This window comes from Flavobacterium sp., assembly GCF_013823965.1.
Classification (GTDB): Bacteria; Bacteroidota; Bacteroidia; order Flavobacteriales; family Flavobacteriaceae; genus Flavobacterium.
On record NZ_PNNA01000020.1, the window covers coordinates 1 to 24686 of the forward strand.

Sequence of the window (24686 nt, forward strand, 5' to 3'; positions counted from 1 at the left end):
AGCCAGAACAGAGTAGTTAACCTTGCCTGTGCAGATGAACTGCTGTTAATTGGTGGGTTTTGGGTACTGGAAATAGAACAGAAAAAATGATATTAATTTAAAAATCACATCTAAAACAGTGTGAATGATGGTAATATAATTTCAGTGTCGAATGAAAGAAATTAGAAAACTTACCGTTCCTTTTAAACCAAACCTCTGCACTGAAAGTGCAGAGTGGTTAGGTTTAAATATTTATAATATACTACTATTATCAAATTTTAATTTATCAAATAAATTCAAAAGCATCAAATAGTATAGATAATTATGCACCGATAATATGCAATTCGGAAAACTCTTTATCAACAATCAAATAATTTTCTTTTTCAAAAGTATTGAAATCAAACGAAATTTTCTCGTTGTCTATTTCTATTTCTTTTACTTTAAAGGGTAATCCAAAAAGATTAATTTTATATTTTGAATAATTTGTATTGTATTTCCCTTCTTTGTGTAATTGAACGATTAGCTCATTTGGTTTGCCTATGGTTTGGAAAGACAAGAAGCTAAATCTTCCTTTTTTGTAATCGTACCCATCTTGTGCATCTTCGTAAACTCCTGATTTTTCTTTTCCTTCTTTGTAATATAAATCTAAAATCAATTCGTCAAATTCTATTTCGCCAACGTATTGTTGCACAGGGTATTTGGGGATTACGGCTCCAGCTTTTACAAAAATCGGAATTTGGTCAAATTTGGTATCAACCCAAATTTCTTTGCCTCCAGAAATCAATTCGTGGGTCCAATAATTATACCATTGGCCACGAGGAATATACATTCTTCTTCCTAAAGCATTAGGTTCTAGGATGGGACAAACTAATATTTGATTACCAAAAATAAACTCGTCATTTCGATAATGCGTTTGAATATCTTCTTGGTCGTAATATACCAAAGGTTTCAACATTGGGATTCCTTCTTCGATATATTGCCAAAACATCGTGTACAAATATGGCAATAGTTGATAGCGTAGATTGACAAACTTTCGAGTAATATCGATAACTTCCTCGTCAAATGACCAAGGTTCTTGACTGCCATGATCGCCAGATGAATGTGTTCTGCAAAATGGATGAAAAACACCCAATTGAATCCAACGTGCATATAACTCACCCGATGGTTGCTCGGCAAATCCTCCAATATCTGAACCGGTAAAGCCCATTCCTGACAGGCACATTCTTTGTACTTGAATGTTGGCTATCCATAAATGTTCCCAAGTAGCCACGTTATCTCCTGTCCAAGAGGAAGTATAACGCTGTGTTCCTGAATAAGCCGATCTCGTAATCACGAAAGGTCTTTTTGGATAAGAAAACCTTTTTACTCCATGATAGGTTGCCCTAGCCATTTGCATTCCATAAATATTGTGTGCTTTTCTATGACTGCAAGGATTTCCGTCATAATTATGACGCACATCCATTGGAAATGTTTTATTGGGAACTTCCATTACCGCGGGTTCGTTCATGTCATTCCACACGCCTTTTACACCAATATCCGAAATTAATTCCTTGAATAATCCTGCCCACCATTCTCTAACTTCGGGATTTGTATAATCGGGAAAATTGCATTCTCCTGGCCAAACTTTCCCTTTCATATAAGGACCATCAGCTCTTTTGCAGAAATAATCTTTCTCCAATGCTTCTTTATATACTGAATATTCTTTGTCTATTTTAATTCCCGGATCAATGATAACAATGGTTTTAAATCCGTCTTGGGCTAATTCAGTAACCATTCTTTTTGGGTCTGGAAAATACTCTTTGTTCCATGTAAAACAACGAAACCCTTCCATATAATCAATATCCAAGTAAATGGCATCACAAGGAATTTGTAATTCCCTGAATTTTGAAGTAATTTCTTTTACGTTACTTTCTGGAAAATAACTCCATTTGCATTGATGGTATCCCAACGCCCAAAGTGGTGGTAATTCCGGTTTCCCGGTCAAATCAGTATAAGTAGAGACTACATCCTGCATTTTTGGACCGTAAATGAAATAATAATTCATCTCTCCGCCTTCTGCCCAAAAACTGGTAATGTTTCTTCTTTCGTGACAAAAATCAAAATAAGTTCTAAAAGTATTATCGAAAAAAATACCGTATGAATGCTTGTTTTGCAATCCAACATAAAAGGGAACTACTTTGTATAAAGGTTCTTGATCTTTGCTAAAAGCATACTGGTCTGTTGCAAAATTCTCCAGTCTTTTTCCTTTTAAATTCAATTGGGTTGCTTTGTCTCCAAGTCCGTAAAAGCATTCTCCATCTTTTGATGTCTTGCTCATTTTGACAATATTCCCGCCATATTCATAGCTTTCTTCCCAGTGAAAACCCAATTCGTCTTCAAGAATAACATCATCTTTCAAATCAAAAATAGATATTCTTAAATCTGTTTTTTGAATTCTACACTTAACTTTACTTGTTTGTACTTGATAATAATCCTCTTCTTCCGTAAGTTCAAGAAAATTATATCCATGCGAATGATATCTGTCAATGGCATATGAAAAGTCGTTGCTAAAATATCCTTTTGTGGTGTATCTAAAACGTATCAAGCTATCTCTTAATACCGTCAATTTTAAGACTACATTATTCTCACTATGAAAATAAACAGAATCAACTTCTTTCTCGACTGAAACTATTTTTGCGGGATATTGATTTCCCTTAAATTCTAATTCTGTGTTTGTAATCATCTTATTGTGCTTGTTTTAATCGTTTTTTTTGGTTTTCAAAAATACAAAAATACTTTCTATGGTTTCTTTAATCTTTTTTATTATTAACGAAAACGTTGTAATGGATTTCACTACATGAAGACAAATAAAAAACCCAATTACATTTTAATTTTCACAATCTAGGCAAAAACTAAAAGTTGTAATTGGGTTTTAGGAGTAAAGTATTTTTATGCAAATTTAAAAACGGTCACGCTCAAAGGAGGTAATAGTAATTCTATCGAATATTCCCTGCCGTCATAAGGCGAAGCTTCGATTGTCAATTTGTTAGGATTTGAAACTCCACTGCCTCCATAAATAGTTGCATCACTGTTAAAAACCTCTACCAGTTTTCCTTTTTTTGGTAAACCAATACGGTAATTAGGGCGAACGACTTGAGTAAAATTGCAAACCACGACTACATCTTCTTTTGGATTGTTTCCTTTTCGAATATAAGACATAACGGCATTTTGATGGTCTGAATAATTAATCCATTCGAAACCTTCAGGGCTAAATTGTTTTTCGTGTAATGCTGGATACGATTTATACAAATCATTCAAGTCGGTTATTGTTTTTTTGATGCCTTCGTGAAAACCAAATTGCAATAAATGCCAATCCAGGCTTCCTTCAAAATTCCATTCGGCACTTTGTCCAAATTCACTTCCCATGAACAATAATTTGGAACCTGGATGCGTAAACATATAACCGTAAAGCAATCGTAAATTGGCAAATTTCTGCCATTCGTCGCCCGGCATTCTTCCTGCAATGGATTTTTTACCATACACTACTTCATCATGGGAAAGCGGCAACATAAAGTTTTCGGAAAAAGCATACGTCATCGAAAAAGTCAAGTCATTTTGATGGTATTTTCTGTATACTGTTTCTTTTTGGAAATATTCCAAGGTATCGTGCATCCATCCCATCATCCATTTCATCCCGAAACCTAATCCTCCCATTGATGTGGGTCTGGAAACCATCGAGAAAGAGGTACTTTCTTCGGCAATAGTTTGTACGCCTTCAAAATTGGAATACACTGCTTCGTTGAATTCTTTTAGGAAACTTATGGTATCCAGATTTTCTCTTCCGCCATAAATATTAGGTTCCCATTCGCCTTCTTTTCTGGAATAATCCAAATACAACATTGATGCAACGGCATCCACACGAAGTCCATCGGCGTGATAATGTTGCAACCAGAAAATCGCATTGCTTATCAAGAAAGAACGCACTTCATTTCGTCCGTAATTAAAAACCAAACTTTTCCAATCGGGATGATAGCCTTTTCTGCGATCAGGATGTTCGAAAAGATTGGAACCGTCAAAAAATCCCAAACCATGCGCATCATCAGGAAAATGAGAAGGAACCCAATCTAAAATAACTCCAATTCCGGCTTGGTGCAATTTGTCTACCAAAACCATAAAATCCTGCGGTTTTCCGAAACGGGAAGTGGGGGCAAAGTAACCTACCAATTGATAACCCCAAGAAGGATCATAGGGATATTCCATTATCGGCATAAATTCCACGTGGGTAAAACCAGTTTCTTTGACATAATTTACCAAATCTTCGGCTAATTCTAAATAAGTCAAGAATTTGCCATTGGCATTGCGCTTCCATGAACCCAAATGTACTTCATAAACGGAATAAGGCTTGTCCAAACCGTTATGGTCTTTACGCGTTTCCATCCATTTTTTGTCCTTCCATTGGTAATTTAAATCCCAAATTACAGATGCTGTATGCGGTGGATGCTCACAATACAAGGCAAATGGATCTGCTTTTTCTGTGATTATTCCACCGTTATGGGATTGTATTTTATATTTGTATGTACTCCCTTTTTCAATACCGGGAATAAATCCTTCCCAAATTCCGGAAGAATCCCAACGCACTTGCAACTGGTGTTCTCCTTGAATCCAATAATTGAAATCCCCAACCACGGAAACGGAACGCGCCGATGGTGCCCAAACGGCAAAATAAACGCCTTTAACGCCGTCGACTTCTATGAGATGTGCGCCTAGCTTTTCGTATAATCTGAAATGTTTTCCCGCTTTGAATAAATCTATATCAAAATCGGTAAAAAGGGAATAAGGTTGTACTTTGTTCATTTTAATTAGTAATTATATTTTTTTATTTTATGCCACCTCTAGTTATTCAACCCGGGCTTGGTTTAACTATTTTTTTTAAATTCCATAATGCTGGCAATTCCAGTCAAAGGAATCACGGCCCAGCGTGGACGAGAATTCAATTCATATCCCAGTTCGTAAACTGCTTTTTCGAGCAGGCAATATTTGAGCAGGAAATCGATTTCTTTTCGATAACCAATATTTAAATTTCCGCCTTGGGCAACATCGGTATACGTTTGGATAAAAACACCCACAAAATATTTGAACAATATTTCTCCAGCTTTAAAAAGTTCTTCCTGTTCGAAAGGATATTTGTCACCATTGTTGAAAATCGTGGCATAAATCGCATAATGAAATGAGCGAAACATTCCTGCAACATCCTTCAATGGCGGTTGTTTTACTTTTCGATCTCGAATCGTGCTTTCGGGTTCTCCTTCGAAATCCAAAATATAAAAATCGTCTCCATTGACCAAAACTTGACCCAAATGATAATCGCCGTGAATCCTGATTCTTTCGGATTTCATTTTTGTCCAATCGAAATCTAGAAATAATTTTCGAATTTCCTTTTTATGATCTAAAAACTGGTTGGCCAATTCTAAAGCCAAACCATCCAGTTTATGAAGGTTGTTTTCTAGAATATTCAATCGATTTTGAAACTGGTAAGTCAATCTATTTTTGAGCCAAACGGTATAATCTCCATTATAAGTTGTTGGCGTAAATGCCGTTTCATGAATGTCGCTTCCCAACGCAATATGCATTTCGGCTGTTCGTGTGGACAAAGTTTGAATGCGAATAAATATGCTCAATCCAGCCCAATCGATGATTTCGTGTGGAACCTCGTTGATTTTCAATCTTTTGAACAATTCAATATCGGGTAATTTAGCGATATTGATCTTTTTTTGTTTCAAATTATCGAAAATTTTGTCCACTTCTCCAATCATGAATTGCCAAGCATCGCCTTGATTTGGAACTAATTCTTGCATTAATCCAAGCGTAATGCTTCCTTCGGACAATGCAACGCTGATGCTTCCCATGTAAGCTGGCGAATTTTTGAAATCCATTCTTTCGGTAAGAAAACGACTGATTTCATAATCGGGATTCGTGCTGATGTAAATTCTCCTGAAAATCTTCAGCACCAAGGTATTGTTGTAAATTATGGAAGTGTTGCTTTGTTCCACACCCATAAATTTGGACGTTTTATATTCAGTTTCTTCCAGTTTTTCTCCTTTGTGAAACTTTACTTTTGAATCGGATTTTTCTCTCGAGTTGACAATTTTTTCAAACAACAATCTTTTAAAATCCTCTTGATGCAATGCATCGACAAGAAATCCTGATTGCCCGCCCATTTTTACCGGAGCAATTATGGTGTTCGTATCCAACTTGTCTTCCGACATGAAAGCAAGTGGCATAAAATAGTGTTGGTAAAAAGCTTCCTTGAAATTAACTTCGAGCAAAACACCATAATAAATGTTGTCCTTTGAAGCAATTTTAAACGAATCGACGACTTCAATATATTTTAAAGTACTTGCTTTTCCGCCATACCAACGCTTGTTGATAATGTAGTTTTCAAGAATGTCAGAAGAAAAAACTTTTAGGAATTCCTTTTCTTCAAAAGCATTTTCCCAGTTTGTTTTAAAAACAAACGGATTTTGAAATTGATCGTCGTTCATCTTGTTTTCTTTCACTATTTTCTAATTTTAAATAAATGAAAAGGCAATTCTGGAGAAAGCTCCACAAAATTCCATTCTTTATCCCAAATATAACTATTTCCTGTAATTAAATCGGTAATCTCGATTGGCACGTTTCTTAGTAATGCATCAGGAAGTCGGACCATCGCTTGTTGCGTGTTGTGAGCGTCGAGACTGGCCACCATCAAGGTTTCATCCTGTTTGTCGTCGTCAAACTTGTAATAGGCCAAAATCTGGTCGTTACTCGTGTCGCAAAACTCGATATTATTGGTTTGTTGCAACGAAGCTTGTTCCTTTCTAATCGTGTTAATTCTAGTGATTAGCGTTGTGATTTTGTTCTGTTTTTCCCAATCCCACCTGAAATATTCATATTTTTCGGAATCCAAATATTCTTCTTTGCCCGGAGCCATTGGAGTCGAAATTCGATACTCGAAAACTGGGCCGTAAATCCCGACGCTGGAACTCAAAGTTGCCGCCAAGAAATATTTTTGGAGATGAATGGATTCATTGCCGTTTTGCAGAGGAAAAGGGTTGATGTCCGGCGTGTTAGGCCAAAAATTAGGACGGTAAAACTCTTTTTGATCAGAACGTGTCAATTCTTCCACATATTCCGTCAATTCTTTTTTGGAATTTCTCCAAGTAAAATACGTGTAAGACTGTGTAAATCCTTGTTTAGCCAATTCGTTCATAATTTTTGGACGCGTGAAAGCTTCCGCCAAAAACAAAACATCGGGATGTTTTTTCTTGATTTCGCCAATCAACCAACCCCAGAAAAAGAACGGTTTTGTATGTGGATTATCGACTCTGTAAATCTTGATGTCACACTCTTCAATCCAAAACAGTGCCACGTCCAACAATTCTTTCCAAAGATTTTTCCAGTCGCCACTTTCAAAATAAATGGGTTGTATGTCTTGGTATTTTTTGGGTGGATTTTCGGCATATTGTACCGTTCCGTCCGGTCTCCACTTGAACCATTGTGGAAAATCTTTCACGTAAGGATGGTCTGGTGCGGCTTGCAAAGCATAATCCATAGCGACTTCAATTCCCAATTCTTTTGCTTTTTTGACCAATGATTTGAAATCATCAATACTTCCCAGTTCGGGATGCGTGGATTTGTGACCTCCATATTGCGAGCCTATTCCCCAAGGTGAACCCACATCGCCAGGTTGCGCATTGGTAGCGTTATTTTTTCCTTTGCGATTTACTTCTCCAATGGGGTGAATTGGCGGAAAATACAAGGTATCAAATCCCATTGCAGCGACTCTTGGCAACAATCTTTCGCAATCTTTGAAAGTTCCGTGTTTCCCTTCTTCAGCGGAAGCGGAACGAGGGAAAAACTCGTACCAAGTGCTGAATAAAGCTTTTTTCCTGTCAACGTAAACTTGTAATTCCTTGGATTTGTTTTCGATGAAACGAATTGGATATTTTTTGAATATTTGGTGTAATTCAGGGGACATTGCTTCCAGGATTGCCGTATCGTATTCAGATTCATTCGTGAAATAAGCCGCCAGTTTTGAAAGGTATTCTTTCTCGGAATCATTGGCTAGATTCATGATCGAATTCACGTATTCTGCACCTTCCAGAAGTTCTGATTTTACGTATTGGTTGTCTTGAATTTTGCGTTCGGTTCCGTGTTGCCAGTTCAGGGCATAATCAACCCAACCTTCTACAAAATAGGAATAAAATCCTTGTTTTTCGACTTTGAAGGTTGCTGTCCATTGTTCGTTGTCTTGAGGAACCATCCTTGCTTCTTGCCAATTTTTATCGGATTCGTGTTTGAATTTTACGCAACATTCGATGATGTCATGTCCATCGGAAAAAACATCTGCCGCTACGTTTACGGTTTGTCCAACAATTCTTTTTATGAAATATGATCCACAATCAATTTGTGGCGAAAGGTTTTCTATTACTATTCGGGTTTGATTCTGCATTTTGTATTTTTAAAAGTCAACTAAATTTAATGAAAATAGGTTTCGTGTCTAATTTTGAAATCTTTGTCAAAGATTAACTGCATTTGGGTTACGGCAATCTTGTTCTCTGGCAGTTGCTCTGCGTGAGGGATTACTTCACGTTGCAATTGTTTCCATAGGAGTTCAGTGAACTTCGTTTGCAGTGGAGCTCTTTTTATATTTGGCGATTTTTTCGCCAAATATAAAAAAGCGGGAACGTAAAGCCCGACCCGTAGTTTTTACGGAGGGTCATCCCTCAATCAAAATGCAATTACTTGATTACGTAATTATCAGGTATAACGGCTCCTTTTTTGACAACGACGATTCCTTCTTTGATGGTGTACAATTCATTTGTACGATTTTCCAAATGTTTGCCGCCATTGATGTAAACATCGTTTCCGATGCGGGAATTTTTATCAATAATGGCATTGTTTATAAAGCACCTTTCGCCAATTCCTACCAGTTTTTTATTGTTTTTGATGTCTTCGTTCATTTCGTCAATGCTTTGGTAGAAATCATTACCCATAACATAAGTATTTTGGATAGTTGTATCCTCGCCAATTCTGGCACGAATCCCAATTACGGAACGCATAATTTCCTTGGCATTGATGATACATCCTTCGGAAATCAATGATTTATCAATATGTGTTTTTTTGAACTTTGTAGGAGGCAACAAACGCGGACGAGTCACTATTTTATTGTCATCGTCAAATAAATTAAATTTAGGCACGTCATCTGTCAAGCCAATATTAGCTTCAAAAAAGGAATCGATATTACCAATATCTGTCCAATAACCTTCGTATTGGAAGCTAAATATTTTTTTGTTTCCAACGGCTTGCGGGATTATTTCTTTTCCAAAATCTTGCGTGCTAGATTCTGCCATAACATCTAACAAGAATTTTCTATTGAAGACATAAATTCCCATTGATGCCAAATAGTGTTTGCCTTCACTTTTCATTTGATCGCTAACATCAGATGTCCAGTCCGGCAATAGTTCTTTAGCCGGTTTTTCGATGAAAGCTTCGATAAAATTTTCGGAATTCGTTTTTAAAATTCCAAATTCAGGTGCGTCTTTTGCATTTACGGGCAATGTTGCGATAGAGATATCGGCTTCGTTTTTTATATGTTCTTCAATCATTTCGTTCAAATCCATTTGATACAATTGGTCACCCGAAAGAATCATGGCATAATCAAAATCATGATTTAAAAAATGAGGCATGCATTGTCTCACCGCATCAGCTGTTCCTTGAAACCATCTTGTGTTGTCGGGGGTTTGTTCGGCAGCCAATATATCTACAAAAGCATGACTAAAAATACTGAAATGGTACGTATTCTTGATGTGGGCATTCAAAGAAGCCGAATTGAATTGTGTTAATACAAATATTCTATAAATATCCGAATTCATGCAGTTTGAAATTGGAATATCAACCAATCTATATTTTCCTCCAATGGGAACTGCAGGTTTTGAACGTGACTCTGTCAATGGATATAATCGGGAGCCTTGGCCTCCTCCGAGAATAATAGCGATTACATTTTTCTTTTTAGGTTTCATTTTGATTAATTATTAGATTGTACGTTTCAATATATTCTTGACAAACACTTTCCCAGGAATGGTCAATACTCATTCCTGATTTTTGTATATCGTTTATTTTTTTCTTGTCTTTATATAAATTTACTGCCCTTTGAATCGAATAACATACATCAACCACTGTGGCTTGATCGTGACATATTCCGTTCCCGTTGTCACCAAAATCGATTACCGTGTCTTTTAAACCTCCAGTTCTTCGCACAATGGGAATGGTTCCGTAACGCAAAGCATACATTTGGTTCAAACCACAAGGTTCCACTCTTGAAGGCATTAACAAAAAATCGGAACCTGCATAAATTTGATGGGCCAACTCTTCGCTGTAGCCAATAAAAACGTTGTAATTGCCATTGAAACTCGTCAATAAATGTTTCAATTGGTTTTCTATTTCCGTGTTTCCAGAACCTAAAACTAGAATATTAATTTCCTTGAAATTTTCGGATAAAGCCAGTGCAGCTGCATGAGGCATCAAATTGGCGCCTTTTTCTTCCAATAATCTTCCTATGAAACTAAAAAGTGGTTTCGTTGGATCTAAATCAAATTGGCGGCACAATTTTTCTTTATTATCCTGTTTTCCTTTTTTGAAATTTTTGATGGAATAATTCTTGGCCAACATTATGTCCGTCTCTGGATTCCAAACTTCCATGTCTATGCCGTTCAAAATTCCTTTGGACTTGTATCTGACAAGATTGAACAGCGGTTCCAATCCATAAGCCGAATAATTTATTTCATTCAAATAATTTGGAGAAACCGTAGTCACTGCCGATGCGCATTTTATGGCTGTTGCCAAGGAATTAATCCTGTTGCCCCATTCTAAGTAGGTTGCTTTCGATAAATCAAATTCTGGCAAATAGAACAATTTATCAAATCCAAATTGCCCTTGATAAATGGAGTTGTGGATGGTAATCACCGTTGGCACGTCATGCAACTTCAAATACTTGTAGCAATAAAACATCATAAACGGAATCAATCCTGTATGATGATCGTGGCAATTGATGACGTCTGGAACATTGTTTCTGGTCATTAACCAATCTAATGTGGCGATCTGGAAAGACAAAAATCGTTCAACGTCATCTTCGTAACCGTAAATTTCTTCTCTATCGAAAAGATCTGGAATTTGTACCAAATATAATTCATATCCCAGCTGGTCTTCTTTTTCCTTTAGAACGTTGAAAGGGAAATTAAAATTCCCCAATTTTGCAAAACCCGAATGAACACAATTGAATTCATTTTCTTTTACAAACTTGGTTTCATAATGAGGAAGGACAACACGCACAAGGTGATTCGCTTTATTTTGATACTTTGGAAGAGCTCCCACGACATCGGCCAATCCGCCTACTTTTGCTACTGGATAGCACTCTGCGCCTATATGAAATATTTCCATCTGAGAAATTCTGTGTTTTCAATTCTTTTTAAAAAATACCATTGATCGTTATAGATTTGGTAGCAATGAATACAAGATTACGTGTAAATCCTAATTAATACTTTATAAATTATACTACATTTATCTTTTTCTAAATTTAGTAAAAAAAAGACAAAATAACAGCATGATTGAAAATTTATTGAAATGACAAAAAAAACTTCCAAACATACAGAATCATTGAAAATTCCTGAACTAATCTTACAAACTAGTAAATTTATCGCTTATTTTTCGTCAAAACTAGTAACGCTATTTGCAGCAAAGTTGTTTACTTCTCCACTAAAACATAAAATTCCAAAAAGAGAATTGGAAATGGATTGTAAAAGCATTCAAAAGCGAATAGAAATTCCTTCCATAAACAAAAAAGTGGTTTTGTACCAATATGGAAAAAGCAGCAAGAAAATTTTATTGGTACACGGATGGTCAGGACGAGGAACACAACTATTTAAAATTGCCGATGAATTAGTAAAAGCGGGATATTCCACGATCAGTTTTGATGCACCAGCACATGGAAAATCACCCGGAAGGACAACGATTATGTCTGAATTTGTTGCAACAATTTTAGAAATTGAGAAGCAGTTTGGGTCTTTTGATGCCGCTGTTGGCCATTCTTTGGGAGGAATGTCATTGTTGAATGCCGTTAAAAAAGGATTTAAAATAAATCATCTTGCCATTATTGGTAGTGGTGATATTGTTCAAGATATTTTAGATGATTTTGTGGCAAAATTAGAATTAAAGCCAAATATAAGTTCTAAGTTACGGGAACATTTTGAAAAAAAATATGGACAGGAAATGGATAGTTATTCTGGTTACAAATCAGCTATGGAAATTGACATTCCGGTTTTGGTAATACACGACAAAAATGATCCCGAAGTTGCCGTGACTGCGGGAATCAACATTTACAATCACCTTAAAAACGGTACTTTATATTTAACAGAAGGTCTTGGACATCGTAAAATCCTTGGTGATCCTGTAGTGATTGATAAAGTAGTTCAGTTTGTAAAAAAGTAAGGAATTACAAAAATGATTTTTTAAATTCTGGTTTAACCCTATTTTTAGAAGCTTGTTCATATGCATATGCAATTCCTATCAGTTTAGGCTCGCTGTAAGATGTTCCAAAAAAGGATAAGCCAACAGGTAAATCGTACACTTTTCCGCCTGGAACCGTGATGTGAGGATATCCACTAGCTGCTGCTGGCATCGTCAAGGAATAACCCCAACGATCCCCATAAATCATGTCAATACTACATGCTGGTCCCATTGTAATCCCACAAATTGCGTCAAGTTTATTTTCAAGAAAAACAGCATCTAAAATTTTTTTACTGCCGGTATGACTCTTGATTAATGCTTCAGTGTATTTTTTATCATTCAATCCCGATTTTAAGTTCGAAGTTTCCAATATTTCCTGCTTAAAAAATGGCATGGCTTTGTCTTCATTGGCCAAATTAAAATCAATCACTTCTTTTAAAGATTTGACTTTGGCATTGGCAGTAGACAAATAATGATTTAATCCATCTTTAAATTCGTATTGCAAAACTTCATATTCAGCATCACCTAATGCATTTATTTGATCCATATAGTCAATTTCAATAATCGTGGCTCCTTTTTGTTTGAGAAGATTAACCGCATTTTTTAAAAGAGCATTTAGGAATTGATTCGTTCCTTGCGGTTTTTTTTCTATTCCAATGCGTTTCCCTTTTAAAGCATTCAAATCTAAAAATTGGGTGTAATTATGAAAGCTTTTTCCCTTACTTTCATTTGTAATCCAATCTTTATCGTCTATTCCGGAAAGAATACCCAACAAAATTGCTGCATCTTCAACGGTTCTTGTCATCGGGCCAGCAGTGTCTTGAGTTTTTGAAATGGGAATAATGCCTGAACGACTTATCAAGCCGACAGTTGGTTTAATTCCAACTGCACCATTTACCGAAGCCGGACATACTATTGAACCATCTGTTTCTGTTCCAACAGCAATCACACAAAGATTGGCCGAAACGGCAACACCAGACCCAGCACTGGAACCACAAGGGTTATGATCTAAAAAGTAAGGATTTTTGGTTTGCCCACCACGACTGCTCCAGCCGGAAGATGATTGCGTGGAACGAAAATTGGCCCATTCACTTAAATTAGTTTTTCCAATAATTATTGCTCCTGCTTCACGTAATTTTTTGACAACAAAAGCATCTGTGGAAGCTATATTTCCAACCATTGCCAATGAGCCGGCAGTAGTTTGCATTTTATCGGCCGTATCAATGTTGTCTTTTATTACAACAGGGATTCCATGTAATGCACCTCTTGTTTTTCCTTGGCTTCTCTCTATGTCCATTTCTTTTGCAATATCAAGAGCATCAGGATTTGTTTCAATAATTGCATTTAATTTAAAACTGTTTTTATCAATATCATTAATTCGTTTTAAATATAGCTCTACTAATTGTTGGGAAGAATATTTCCCGGAAGCCAACTTTTCTTGTAAACTACTGATTGTTTCTTCATCAAGTTCAAATGCTAATGTTGCATCAGAATCTAAAGTTTCTTCTTCAATATTTTTTTGGCTATTGTTGCAACCTTCAATAAAAAGAGTGGTCAAACCCACTGTTGCTAAAGTTGTACCGGTTAAAAAATCCCTTCTTTTCATAACTGTATTTTTATCTAAAGTTTAAAACTGATATTTATTTTTTTATAAATATATAATTTTTTTTAAATTATGAATGGAATTGATTCTATGTTTGTCTTTATTTCAATTAATTCTAAAGATTATTGTTTTTTAACGTGCCTGATATTGCTTCAAAACTTCCAACTCAACCATACATTCCTTCATCATTTGATAAGTACGTTCAATATTGTTGTCCAGCCCAATCGAAAACCGAATCAATCCATCTGTCAAGCCCATTGTAGCCTGTTCTTCAATAGGGATTTCACTAGAAGTGGAAGTTCCCGGAGCACTGAACAAGGTTTTGTAGAATCCTAAACTTACGGCCAAATAACCCAATTTTCGACTTTGCATCAATTCCATTACTGCATTGGCTTTGTCCAATGTACCAACATCCAATGTCATCATTCCGCCAAAACCATATTCAGGATTAATCATCGAGGCATACAATTTATGGCCGGAATGACTTTTCAAACCGGGATAAACCACTTTTAATCCGTCTTTTTCAAAACGTTCAGCCAGATACATCGCATTATGGCTGTGTTGTTTCATTCGGATGTGTAAAGTTCTCAAATTTTTCATCACGCTAGCTGAACGCAAACTATCCATTGTTGGGCCAAGAAGCATACTGGCTCCATTGTTTACATTCTTCAAACTATCGATAAATTCCCGTGATGCACAAGTCACGCCACCCAGCGTATCGCTGCTTCCGTTAATGTATTTTGTCAAACTGTGAATGACAATATCCGCACCCAATTTTGCTGGTGAAACCGATAAAGGTGAAAAAGTATTGTCGACAACCAATTTGATATGGTGTCTTTTTGCAATTTTTGCCAAGCTCGCAATATCAGCTATTTCGAGCAAAGGATTGCTCACGGTTTCGCAGTACAAAACCTTGGTATTTGCTGTGATAGCCGCTTCCACTTTGTCCATTTTTGTGATGTCGACAAAGGTAGTTTTGATGCCTAACCTTGGACTGAAATTCTTCAAAAAAGCATAGGTTCCACCATAAATTGTTCGGCTGGAAACAATATGATCTCCAGAACCGCATAGTTGCAAAAGGGTAGGCGTTATCGCTCCCATTCCTGAAGCGGCAACATTGGCGGCTTCGGTGCCTTCCATTGCGGCCAATGCTTGGCCCAAATACAAATTACTGGGTGAGGAATGTCGCGAATACAAATAACAACCATCGGCATTGCCTTCAAAAGTATCGAACATTGTTTTTGCAGAAAGAAAGGTGTAAGTAGAACTGTCTGAAATGGAAGGATTTACGCCTCCAAATTCTCCAAAATATTGTAAATCTTGAATGTTGTCTGCGGGATTAAATTTCATTGCGGTTAGTTTTAGCGTTTGTATTTCAAAGTTCTGAACATTTAGAATCAAAATCAATGCTTGTGTGTTTATTTAGATTTAAAATCTAAAATAGTTTATTTTATTAAATTTATTTTCTAATTTAGCTCGTCTTATTATATAACTTTAGTTTTTATCACAAACCTTAAACCTCGAACAAATGACTTTGGATGCCATTGACAAAAAACTGCTTTTTCTGTTACAAAACGATTGTAAAAAAACAACCAAAGAGTTATCGTTAAAACTGGATCTTTCGGTAACGGCAGTGTATGAACGCATCAAGAAACTCGAAAGGGAGGGTATTATTGATAAATACGTTGTCTTGGTAAATCGTTCGAAAGTCGAAAAAGGATTCGTGGTTTTTTGTCATATCAAACTCATTCAGCACACGAAAGAATTTTTGACCAAGTTTGAAAACGAAGTTGTCAAACTCAAAGAAGTACTGGAATGTCATCACGTGAGTGGCGATTACGATTATATCCTGAAAATTTTGGTTAAAGATATGGAAGCCTATCGAGAATTTTTGGTCACAAAACTCACTACTTTGGAGCATATTGGAAGCACACACAGTACTTTTATGATTAGCGAAGTAAAAAACACAACGGTAATTGAAATATAGAATTTGATAACTAAAAAGAAATAGTTCGTTACGAAATCTTTAAAATTTTAACTTTAACTTCAGATAAAAAAGACTTAATTTTGCACAACTAAAAATAAAAAACACAAACTATGAGTTCATTTGACGTAGTCATTATAGGTTCTGGCCCAGGAGGATATGTTTCGGCAATTCGATGTGCGCAACTAGGTTTCAAAACTGCCATTATAGAAAAATATTCCACTCTTGGAGGCACATGTCTCAATGTAGGCTGTATTCCGTCAAAAGCATTGTTGGCATCTTCACATCATTTCAGTGAAATTAAACATTTTGCTGATCACGGAATCGAGGTTTCTGGCGAAGTAAAAGTGAATTTGGAAAAAATGATTGCCCGTAAGCAAGCCGTTGTGGACCAAACTTCTGGTGGCGTGAAATTCTTGATGGACAAAAATAAAATCACGGTTCTTGAAGGCACGGGTTCATTTGTAGACGCTACCCACGTGGCTGTTGCCAAAGCCGATGGAACTTCGGAAACTATTGAAGCCAAAAATATTATTATTGCAACAGGTTCTAAACCATCTTCGTTGCCATTTATAAAAATCGATAAAGAAAGAATCATCACTTCAACCGAAGCATTGAAATTGAAAGAAGTTCCCAAACATCTTGTAATTATTGGTGGTGGCGTTATCGGAATCGAATTAGGTCAAGTTTATTTGCGATTAGGAGCACAAGTTTCCGTAGTGGAATTTATGGACAGAATTATTCCAGGAATGGATGCTTCCTTGTCCAAAGAATTGACCAAAGTCTTGAAAAAACAAGGAATGAAATTCTACGTTTCCCACAAAGTGAAATCTGTGGAAAGAAAAGGCGACAATGTAACAGTTCAAGCTGAAAATGCAAAAGGTGAAATCATCACTTTGGAAGGTGATTATTCATTGGTTTCCGTTGGTCGTCGTCCTTATACTGATGGTTTGAATGCAGATAAAGCAGGCGTTAAAATTACGGATAGAGGACAAGTGGAGGTAAACGATCATTTACAAACCAATGTTCCCAATATTTACGCTATTGGCGACGTAGTTCGTGGCGCAATGTTGGCACACAAAGCCGAAGAAGAAGGAGCAATGGTTGCCGAAATCTTGGCGGGACAAAAACCACACATCAACTACAACTTAATTCCGGGAGTAGTTTACACTTGGCCAGAAGTAGCTGCTGTTGGACAAACCGAAGAGCAATTAAAAGCGTCTGGAGTGGATTTCAAATCAGGAAGTTTTCCTTTCAAAGCATTGGGAAGAGCAAGAGCCGGTGGAGATTTAGACGGATTCGTAAAAATCCATGCCGATGCCAAAACGGATGAAGTTCTAGGTGTTCACATGATTGGTGCTCGTTGCGCTGATTTAATTGCAGAAGCAGTAACAGCAATGGAATTCAAAGCATCGGCCGAAGATATTTCAAGAATGAGTCACGCACATCCAACATTTGCGGAAGCAATAAAAGAAGCGGCATTGGCGGCAACTGACAATAGAGCGTTGCACGTATAATTAAAAAAATAATTCAAATTACAACCCGACAAGTTTCAAAAACCTGTCGGGTTTCTTTTAATTAGTTCAATTTATTTTGTAACAAAAAGTCCTTTGTAATTTTTCTAATGACTGAAAATCAGGAACAAATTCCCGAAAGACATAAATAGTTCGATTGGAATTTCTTAAGGAGCCAGAAAGGAATTGATGAATAAAATGTTTATCGTGGCCAGTAGAATCAAGAGATTGGCAAAGGTTACATAAGGACCTGTGACTATTAATTTAACAAAAAAATTAAAATAAATTTGTCGTAATTTTGAATTTTTAAAACTTTTCAATTCTTTGAGAACATCAATTACAAAGCCTATCGAGAATCCAAGCCAATTCAAGCAACTTGCATTGACTTGGGCACAGCAATTTCGGGAAGTCATTTTTTTGGATAGCAACGATTATCCACAAGAATATTCCACTTATGATTGCATTCTCGCCGTGGATGCATTTACATCAATAAAAACAGATCATCAGAATGCTTTTGAAGATTTGAAACAGTATCAACAAGCTAGCAAAGACTGGCTTTTTGGTTATTTATCCTATGACTTAAAAAATGATGTTGAAGTCTTGCAATCCAATAATTTTGACGGATTGGATTTTCCGGATTTATTTTTCTTTCAACCCAAAAAAATATTTCTGTTAAAAGGGAACCAACTCGAAATTCAATACCTCAATATGTGTGACGATGAAGTTGAGGCGGATTTTGAGGAAATAGGCGTTCAGTGTTCAGTCTTCAGTGTTCAGTCTTCAGAAATTGAGATAAAACAACGAATTTCAAAAGAAAATTATCTCAAAAAAGCAACAAAAATTCTAGAGCATATTCACCGTGGTGATATTTATGAAGCTAATTTTTGTATGGAGTTTTTTGCCGAAAATGCCATAGTCAATCCATTGGAAAAGTTTTTAAAACTTAATAAAATTTCAAAATCTCCACTTGCTGTTTATTTCAAGAACAACAAACAATTCCTGCTTTCTGCTTCGCCGGAGCGTTATTTGAAAAAGGAAGAAGAATTGATTATTTCGCAACCTATCAAGGGAACAGCCAAAAGATTTCTAGATCCAATCGAAGACGAAAGGTCAAAAAAAGAATTAGCATCTGATCCCAAAGAAAGAGCCGAAAACATTATGGTTTCTGACTTGGTTCGAAATGATTTGTCTCGAACTGCGCAAAAAGGTTCCGTAAAAGTAGAAGAATTATGCGGCATTTATTCTTTTGAACAAGTACATCAAATGATTTCTACCATCACTTCAAAATTAGATAGTAAACATACTGTGGTTGATGTGATTAAAACTACTTTTCCAATGGGAAGCATGACGGGAACGCCCAAGGTTTCCGTGTTGAAAATCATCGAAGAATTGGAAGAAACAAAAAGAGGTTTGTACAGTGGAGCCGTTGGTTATTTTACGCCAAATGGCGATTTTGATTTTAATGTTGTCATCCGAAGTATTTTGTACAACCAGGAAAAGAATTATGTTTCGTTTTCTGTGGGAAGTGCCATCACTTCACAATCTATTCCTGAAAATGAATATGAAGAATGTCTATTGAAAGCAAAAGCAATGCGAGAAGTTTTGGGTTGAATCCTGTAAAACCCATTACAAGAAAAAAAATGTCAATAAAATGAAAAAATGGGTTCTTTACGACCAAAATTTAAATGTTTTTTTCGTAAGAATTTACTAAATTTGAAGATGCTAGAAAAATTCCAAAACCATATTATCCAAAACTTTGATTTTTTAATTGGAAAAAGACTCCTTTTGGCCACCAGCGGCGGACTCGATAGTATGATAATGGTTGATTTGTTTCATAAATTATCTTTCGACATGGCAATTGCCCATTGCAATTTTCAACTTCGGGGCATTGAAAGTTTTGAGGACCAAAAGTTTGTCCAGAATTATGCCGATGCCAATGAAATTGACGTCTTTATAACCCAATTTGACACTACGACTTTCGCCAAGGATTTTAAACTTTCCATACAGGTTGCCGCTCGAGAATTGCGATACAGCTGGTTTTACGAACTATTGGAAACCAAGAAATACGATTATATTCTTACCGCACATCATGCCGATGATAATTTGGAAACCTTTGCCATCAATCTCATTCGAGGAACTGGCTTGGAAGGTTTGACGGGAATTCCTGCACAAAATGGAAATATAATTCGGCCATTTTTGATTTTTTCAAGGCAAGAAATCGAACAATATGCCAATGAAAACAATTTGGAATGGCGAGAAGACAGCAGCAATACTTCGGAAAAATACTTGCGAAATAAAATAAGGCATAATTTAGTTCCCGTTTTGAAGGAATTAAATCCTGATTTTCTTTCTTCGTTTCTTAAAACACAAACGTATTTGCAAGAATCCAAAATGATGGCTGAAGATGCATCAATTTTGGTTTACCAGCAAGTAGCCATTCAACAAGGCGAAGAAATTCATTTTGATTTGAATAAATTGAAAAAATTGCCCAATTACAAATCTTATTTGTACCAGTGGCTTAATGAATTTAAGTTTTCGGCGTGGGAAGATATTTATGATTTGGTTGATGGACAATCCGGCAAACAAGTTTTTTCAGAAGGATATCGATTGCTGAAGGACAGGGATTCTCTAATTTTGTGTCCCATAAATAATGATGATGAAATCGAAGAATATTATATTTTTAAAGACCAAAAGGAAATTAGTATTCCTTTAAATCTTTCGTTTTTGAAAGTAACTGATACAAGCATTGTTTCGAATACTACTATATTTGTGGATGAAGACAAGTTGTGGTTTCCTTTAGTTTTAAGGCGATGGAAACATGGAGATAAATTCCAGCCCACAGGAATGGATGGAAAATCAAAAAAAGTCAGCAAGTTTTTTAAAGACAATAAGTTGTCATTGATAGAAAAAGAGAATTCCTGGATTTTATGCTCAGACAATCAAATCGTCTGGATTGTGGGTTTTCGTCAAGACGAGCGTTTTAAAATTGGAAATAGAACAAAAAAAATACTAAAAATACAATTGGAATAATGAAGAAAATAATTTTCTCCCTCTTAATTTTACTGGCTTTCGCCAAAGGAAATGCACAAATTTTGGATCCCGTTAAATGGACCACTAAAATCGAAAAAAAATCAGCCACAAACTATATACTAACTTTTAATGGAATAATTGAGGATAATTGGCACATGTATTCCCAGTTTACTCCCGAAGGTGGGCCATTGCCACTGGAAGTTATTTTCAAAAACCAAAAAGGGAATTTCAACTTGGTTGGCAAAGCCAAAGAAGGAAAAACCACAACCGCATACAATGATATTTTTGAGGTGAACGAAACTTTTTTCGTGAAGAATGCCCAAATTCAGCAAGAAATTTCAATACTGAATCCGAAAATTTCAAAAATAGAAGTAGATTTAAATTACCAAGTCTGCAAAGAGTCTTGTATTAATTTAGAAAAAAAATTCAGTTTTACACTTCCGGCTGCAGCAAAGGTTGATGCGGAACCTATGGTAATTGACACGACAAAAAATGTTGTAGCAACTTCAAAACCTGAAATGAACACAGCGGATGTTGAGCCCATTTCAAATGCTAAAGAAACTCCCACCAAGCCTGAAAAACAAAAAGGTCTTTGGTCTATATTTTTTATTGCCTTTTTATCTGGATTCGCGGCTTTGTTGACACCTTGCGTGTTCCCGATGATTCCAATGACGGTTAGTTTTTTTACCAAGCAAAGTAGAAACAGGGCGGCTGGAATTCGAAACGCCATCATTTATGCCATTTCCATCATATTAATTTATGTGATATTGGGATTGTTGGTGACTTGGATTTTTGGTGCCGATGCATTGAATGCTTTGTCAACCAATGTGTGGTTTAATATTATATTCTTTATTTTATTAGTAGTTTTTGCCACCTCATTTTTGGGAGCTTTCGAAATTATGTTGCCTAATTCTTGGGCAACTAAAGTAGACAGACAAGCCGATAGAGGTGGAATTGTAGGTATTTTGTTTATGGCCTTGGCCTTGGCAATAGTTTCATTTTCTTGTACGGGCCCAATTGTTGGAACGCTTTTGGTCGAAGCCGCTTCCAAAGGTGGTATTGCCCCAATCGTGGGAATGTTTGGCTTTTCATTGGCATTAGCCTTGCCTTTTATGCTTTTTGCGATGTTTCCGGGTTGGTTGAATTCTTTGCCAAAATCAGGTGGATGGCTCAATACTGTAAAAGTTATTTTAGGTTTTATGGAATTGGCTTTGGCATTCAAATTTTTGTCCAATGCTGATTTGGTTTTACAATTGCATTTATTGGAAAGAGAAGTATTCTTGGCCATTTGGATTGCTATTTTTGGAACTTTGTCACTCTATTTATTTGGAAAAATTACGATGCCACACGACAGTCCGATGACGCATATTTCGGTGGGAAAATTGTTGTTGGGATTGCTGACTTTAACCTTTACGATTTATATGATTCCGGGACTTTGGGGAGCGCCATTAAAATTAATCAATGCTTTTCCACCACCAATGGAATACAGTGAAAGTCCTTTTGGAGTAGGCGGTTCAGCAGGAAATAGTTCCGCGACAGTTTTGCCGGATGGTGCTAAACTTGGCCCTCACCAAATAGTGGTTTTTGATGATTATGAAAAGGGATTGGCTTATGCCAAAATGGTAAACAAACCTATAATGCTTGATTTTACGGGATTTGCTTGCGTGAATTGTAGAAAAATGGAAAACAACGTTTGGTCTGATTCTCGTATTTTATCTATCCTAAAAAATGATGTTGTTTTGATTTCGCTTTATGTGGACGACAAACGTGAATTGCCAAAAGGGGAACAGCATATTTCAAAAACTACGGGTTCAGAAATTGAAACAGTAGGCGATAAGTGGGCAGATTTTATGATTTCGAAATATAAAACCAATACGCAACCTTTATATGTTTTGACCGATTTAGAAGGAAATAGTCTGAACGAAACCACGCCAACAATAAGTTATGTTGGGGTTGACGAATATGAAAGTTGGCTGAAATCAGGAATTTCTGCATTCCAAAAATAAAACGAAGAACTCTTCTAGCATTAGTAATTTTTAAAATTTACAAAATAATTCCAACCCAGTTATTTATGAAAAAATCATGTTTATTAGTTTTTATATTTTTCGGCACTTTTTTATTTGCACAAGAAAAGCAAGCAAGTTATGTCGCTGAACATTACACCAAAAAAGAAGTTCGCATAAAAATGCGTGATGGAGCAAGCTTGTTTACCTCGATTTATTCTCCTAAAGACACCTCAAAGAAGTATCCCATAATAATGCAGAGAACGCCATATGATTGTGCTCCTTATGGCGAAGATAAATTTAAAAGAAGCATAGGCCCTAGTGAAACCATGATGAAAGAAGGTTATATCGTGGTGTATCAGGATGTTCGTGGCAGGTACATGAGTGATGGTTTGTATGATAATATGCGTGCTTTTATTCCAAATAAGAAAAGTAAAAAGGAGGTCGATGAGGCTTCAGATACCTATGACACCATCGATTGGTTGATAAAAAATGTGGCAAACAACAACGGAAATGTGGGGATTTGGGGTATTTCGTATCCCGGATTTTATGCATCGTATTCTTTGTTGAGCAATCATCCAGCCTTGAAAGCGGTTTCGCCACAAGCTGCTATCAGTGATTTCTTTTTTGATGATTTTCATCACAATGGTGCTTATTTGTTGAGTTATTGGAAAGTGACTCCTTTATTTGGGCCTCAAAAAAACAAGTTGACAACCGAAGATTGGTTTCAATTTCCCAATATTGGAACTAATGATGATTACCAATTTTTTTTAGATGCAGGGCCATTGGTGAACTTGGATAAATATTACGACAAGAGCAACGAATTTTGGCAACAGCTAAAAGACCATTCCAGTTATGATGAATTTTGGCAAAAACGCGGGATTCTGCAACACATGAAAAACATAAAACCGGCAGTGATGTTTGTGGGTGGATGGTTCGATGCCGAAGATTTATACGGCCCTTTGAATACCTATTCCACCATCGAAAAAAGCAGCAAAAACTATAACACCATCGTTATGGGGCCATGGAGTCATGGAGATTGGGCAAGAAATTCTGCCAACCAAGTGATAGGAAATATTAATTTTGGGGACAGTATTTCCGGCTTTTACCAAAAAAATATCGAGGCTAATTTTTTTAGACATTTCTTGAAAGAAAATGGGAAAGGCGTGAATAAACTTCCAGAAGCTTATGTTTTTGATACCGGAAAGAAAGATTGGAAAACCTTTGATTCTTGGCCTCCAAAAAATACTGAAACGCAAGTTTTTTATCTGCAAGGAAACGAAAAATTGTCAATAAACAATCTTGATGTTGCCTTCGAAGAGTTTATAAGCGATCCTAAAAAACCAGTTCCCCATTCCGAGGACATACAACAACGAGGGCTTACGCCAAGAAAATACATGACAGACGACCAACGTTTTGCAGCCAGACGTCCCGATGTATTGGTTTTTGAAACAGAAATATTGAATGACAATGTTACATTGGCTGGAGATATTTTGGCAAAATTAAAAGTGTCAACAACGGGAACCGATGCGGATTGGATTGTAAAAGTGGTAGATGTTTTTCCTAACGATGAACCTGAAACCAAAGAAATTCAACCTTATTTAAAAATGAGCAATTACCACATGATGGTAAGGAGTGAAGTGATGCGAGGACGTTTTCGCAACAGTTTTTCGCAACCGGAACCATTTGTTCCAAATCAAAAAACAGCTGTAAACATCAAGTTGCAAGACGTTTTTCATACGTTTAAAAAAGGACACAAAATCCAGATTCAAGTTCAAAGCACTTGGTTTCCTCTGATCGATTTGAACCCGCAGACCTTTGTAGAGAATATTTTTTATGCGAAACCCGATGATTTCAAAAAACAAACGCACCGTGTTTACAATGATTCGGAAATTGAATTTAAAGTTTTAAAATAATTCAAAACACAAAATAGGGTGTTGGGAAATATTTAATTTAGGTAGTGTTTGTTTTTAAATTGATTCAAAACAATGCAACCGCCCAATTCAAGAAATAAAAAAATCCCATCCGATTAACGGATGGGATTTTTTAGA

At 36.2% G+C, this 24686-nt stretch carries 15 protein-coding genes; 7 read left to right on the forward strand and 8 right to left on the reverse strand.

The features are described from left to right. Nucleotides 1-301 precede the first annotated feature (301 nt). From C0430_RS02105 to C0430_RS02130, 6 genes are all read right to left on the reverse strand, one after another. Nucleotides 302-2701 carry a glycoside hydrolase family 31 protein gene (locus C0430_RS02105; protein ID WP_290864986.1) on the reverse strand — a complete coding sequence of 800 codons (2400 nt, stop codon included), beginning with the start codon at nt 2699-2701 and terminating at the stop codon, nt 302-304. 206 nt (nt 2702-2907) lie between these two features. Further along, entirely contained in the window at nt 2908-4812 is a 1905-nt protein-coding gene (gene glgB / locus C0430_RS02110) for a 1,4-alpha-glucan branching protein GlgB (protein WP_290864988.1), read from the reverse strand. Between the two features lie 62 nt (nt 4813-4874). After that, nucleotides 4875-6515, reverse strand: coding sequence for a trehalose synthase (locus C0430_RS02115; protein WP_290864990.1), 1641 nt, complete (start codon nt 6513-6515; stop codon nt 4875-4877). Further along, nucleotides 6515-8449, reverse strand: coding sequence for an alpha-1,4-glucan--maltose-1-phosphate maltosyltransferase (locus C0430_RS02120; RefSeq protein ID WP_290864992.1), 1935 nt, complete (start codon nt 8447-8449; stop codon nt 6515-6517). The genes C0430_RS02115 and C0430_RS02120 overlap by 1 nt, the downstream gene beginning before the upstream one ends. Nucleotides 8450-8738: 289 nt before the next feature. Further along, the gene (locus C0430_RS02125) at nt 8739-10019 is read right to left on the reverse strand and encodes a glucose-1-phosphate adenylyltransferase (protein WP_290864993.1); all 1281 of its coding nucleotides are present in this window, start codon (nt 10017-10019) and stop codon (nt 8739-8741) included. Beyond that, entirely contained in the window at nt 10009-11436 is a 1428-nt protein-coding gene (locus C0430_RS02130) for a glycogen synthase (protein WP_290864996.1), read from the reverse strand. Before C0430_RS02130 ends, C0430_RS02125 begins: the two co-directional genes overlap by 11 nt. Before the next feature lie 183 nt (nt 11437-11619). Between C0430_RS02130 and C0430_RS02135 the strand changes: the two genes are divergently transcribed. Further along, complete coding sequence (locus C0430_RS02135; RefSeq protein WP_290864998.1) at nt 11620-12483, forward strand: alpha/beta hydrolase; 864 nt, start codon at nt 11620-11622, stop codon at nt 12481-12483. 4 nt (nt 12484-12487) lie between these two features. On the opposite strand, the gene C0430_RS02140 is transcribed toward C0430_RS02135, so the two are convergent. Next, complete coding sequence (locus C0430_RS02140) at nt 12488-14107, reverse strand: amidase (protein ID WP_290864999.1); 1620 nt, start codon at nt 14105-14107, stop codon at nt 12488-12490. 129 nt (nt 14108-14236) lie between these two features. Next, on the reverse strand, nt 14237-15454 hold the full coding sequence (locus tag C0430_RS02145) for an aminotransferase class I/II-fold pyridoxal phosphate-dependent enzyme (RefSeq protein WP_290865001.1): 1218 nt from the start codon (nt 15452-15454) through the stop codon (nt 14237-14239). A 178-nt stretch (nt 15455-15632) separates the two neighbouring features. On the opposite strand from C0430_RS02145, the gene C0430_RS02150 reads away from it, so the two are divergent. From C0430_RS02150 to C0430_RS02175, 6 genes are all read left to right on the forward strand, one after another. Further along, nucleotides 15633-16091 (forward strand): Lrp/AsnC family transcriptional regulator, encoded by a 459-nt coding sequence (locus tag C0430_RS02150; protein WP_290865003.1) that lies wholly within the window; start codon nt 15633-15635, stop codon nt 16089-16091. Nucleotides 16092-16201: 110 nt separating this feature from the next. Continuing rightward, nucleotides 16202-17605 carry a dihydrolipoyl dehydrogenase gene (gene lpdA / locus C0430_RS02155; RefSeq protein ID WP_290865005.1) on the forward strand — a complete coding sequence of 468 codons (1404 nt, stop codon included), beginning with the start codon at nt 16202-16204 and terminating at the stop codon, nt 17603-17605. Between the two features lie 321 nt (nt 17606-17926). Then, nucleotides 17927-19213 carry an anthranilate synthase component I family protein gene (locus tag C0430_RS02160; protein WP_290865007.1) on the forward strand — a complete coding sequence of 429 codons (1287 nt, stop codon included), beginning with the start codon at nt 17927-17929 and terminating at the stop codon, nt 19211-19213. Between the two features lie 108 nt (nt 19214-19321). Then, complete coding sequence (gene tilS / locus C0430_RS02165; protein ID WP_290865009.1) at nt 19322-20632, forward strand: tRNA lysidine(34) synthetase TilS; 1311 nt, start codon at nt 19322-19324, stop codon at nt 20630-20632. Next, on the forward strand, nt 20632-22638 hold the full coding sequence (locus C0430_RS02170) for a thioredoxin family protein (protein WP_290865011.1): 2007 nt from the start codon (nt 20632-20634) through the stop codon (nt 22636-22638). Before tilS ends, C0430_RS02170 begins: the two co-directional genes overlap by 1 nt. 65 nt (nt 22639-22703) lie before the next feature. Beyond that, nucleotides 22704-24551 (forward strand): CocE/NonD family hydrolase, encoded by a 1848-nt coding sequence (locus tag C0430_RS02175; RefSeq protein ID WP_290865014.1) that lies wholly within the window; start codon nt 22704-22706, stop codon nt 24549-24551. The last annotated feature ends 135 nt before the right edge of the window (nt 24552-24686 follow it).

Bases quoted from the DNA above. Each gene is read 5' to 3' on its own strand.
- C0430_RS02105 (WP_290864986.1), bottom strand. From the start codon at position 2,701: ATGATTACAAACACAGAATTAGAATTTAAGGGAAATCAATATCCCGCA.
- glgB (WP_290864988.1), bottom strand. From the start codon at position 4,812: ATGAACAAAGTACAACCTTATTCCCTTTTTACCGATTTTGATATAGAT.
- C0430_RS02120 (WP_290864992.1), bottom strand. From the start codon at position 8,449: ATGCAGAATCAAACCCGAATAGTAATAGAAAACCTTTCGCCACAAATT.
- C0430_RS02125 (WP_290864993.1), bottom strand. From the start codon at position 10,019: ATGAAACCTAAAAAGAAAAATGTAATCGCTATTATTCTCGGAGGAGGC.
- C0430_RS02130 (WP_290864996.1), bottom strand. From the start codon at position 11,436: ATGGAAATATTTCATATAGGCGCAGAGTGCTATCCAGTAGCAAAAGTA.
- C0430_RS02135 (WP_290864998.1), top strand. From the start codon at position 11,620: ATGACAAAAAAAACTTCCAAACATACAGAATCATTGAAAATTCCTGAA.
- C0430_RS02140 (WP_290864999.1), bottom strand. From the start codon at position 14,107: ATGAAAAGAAGGGATTTTTTAACCGGTACAACTTTAGCAACAGTGGGT.
- C0430_RS02145 (WP_290865001.1), bottom strand. From the start codon at position 15,454: ATGAAATTTAATCCCGCAGACAACATTCAAGATTTACAATATTTTGGA.
- C0430_RS02150 (WP_290865003.1), top strand. From the start codon at position 15,633: ATGACTTTGGATGCCATTGACAAAAAACTGCTTTTTCTGTTACAAAAC.
- lpdA (WP_290865005.1), top strand. From the start codon at position 16,202: ATGAGTTCATTTGACGTAGTCATTATAGGTTCTGGCCCAGGAGGATAT.
- tilS (WP_290865009.1), top strand. From the start codon at position 19,322: ATGCTAGAAAAATTCCAAAACCATATTATCCAAAACTTTGATTTTTTA.
- C0430_RS02170 (WP_290865011.1), top strand. From the start codon at position 20,632: ATGAAGAAAATAATTTTCTCCCTCTTAATTTTACTGGCTTTCGCCAAA.
- C0430_RS02175 (WP_290865014.1), top strand. From the start codon at position 22,704: ATGAAAAAATCATGTTTATTAGTTTTTATATTTTTCGGCACTTTTTTA.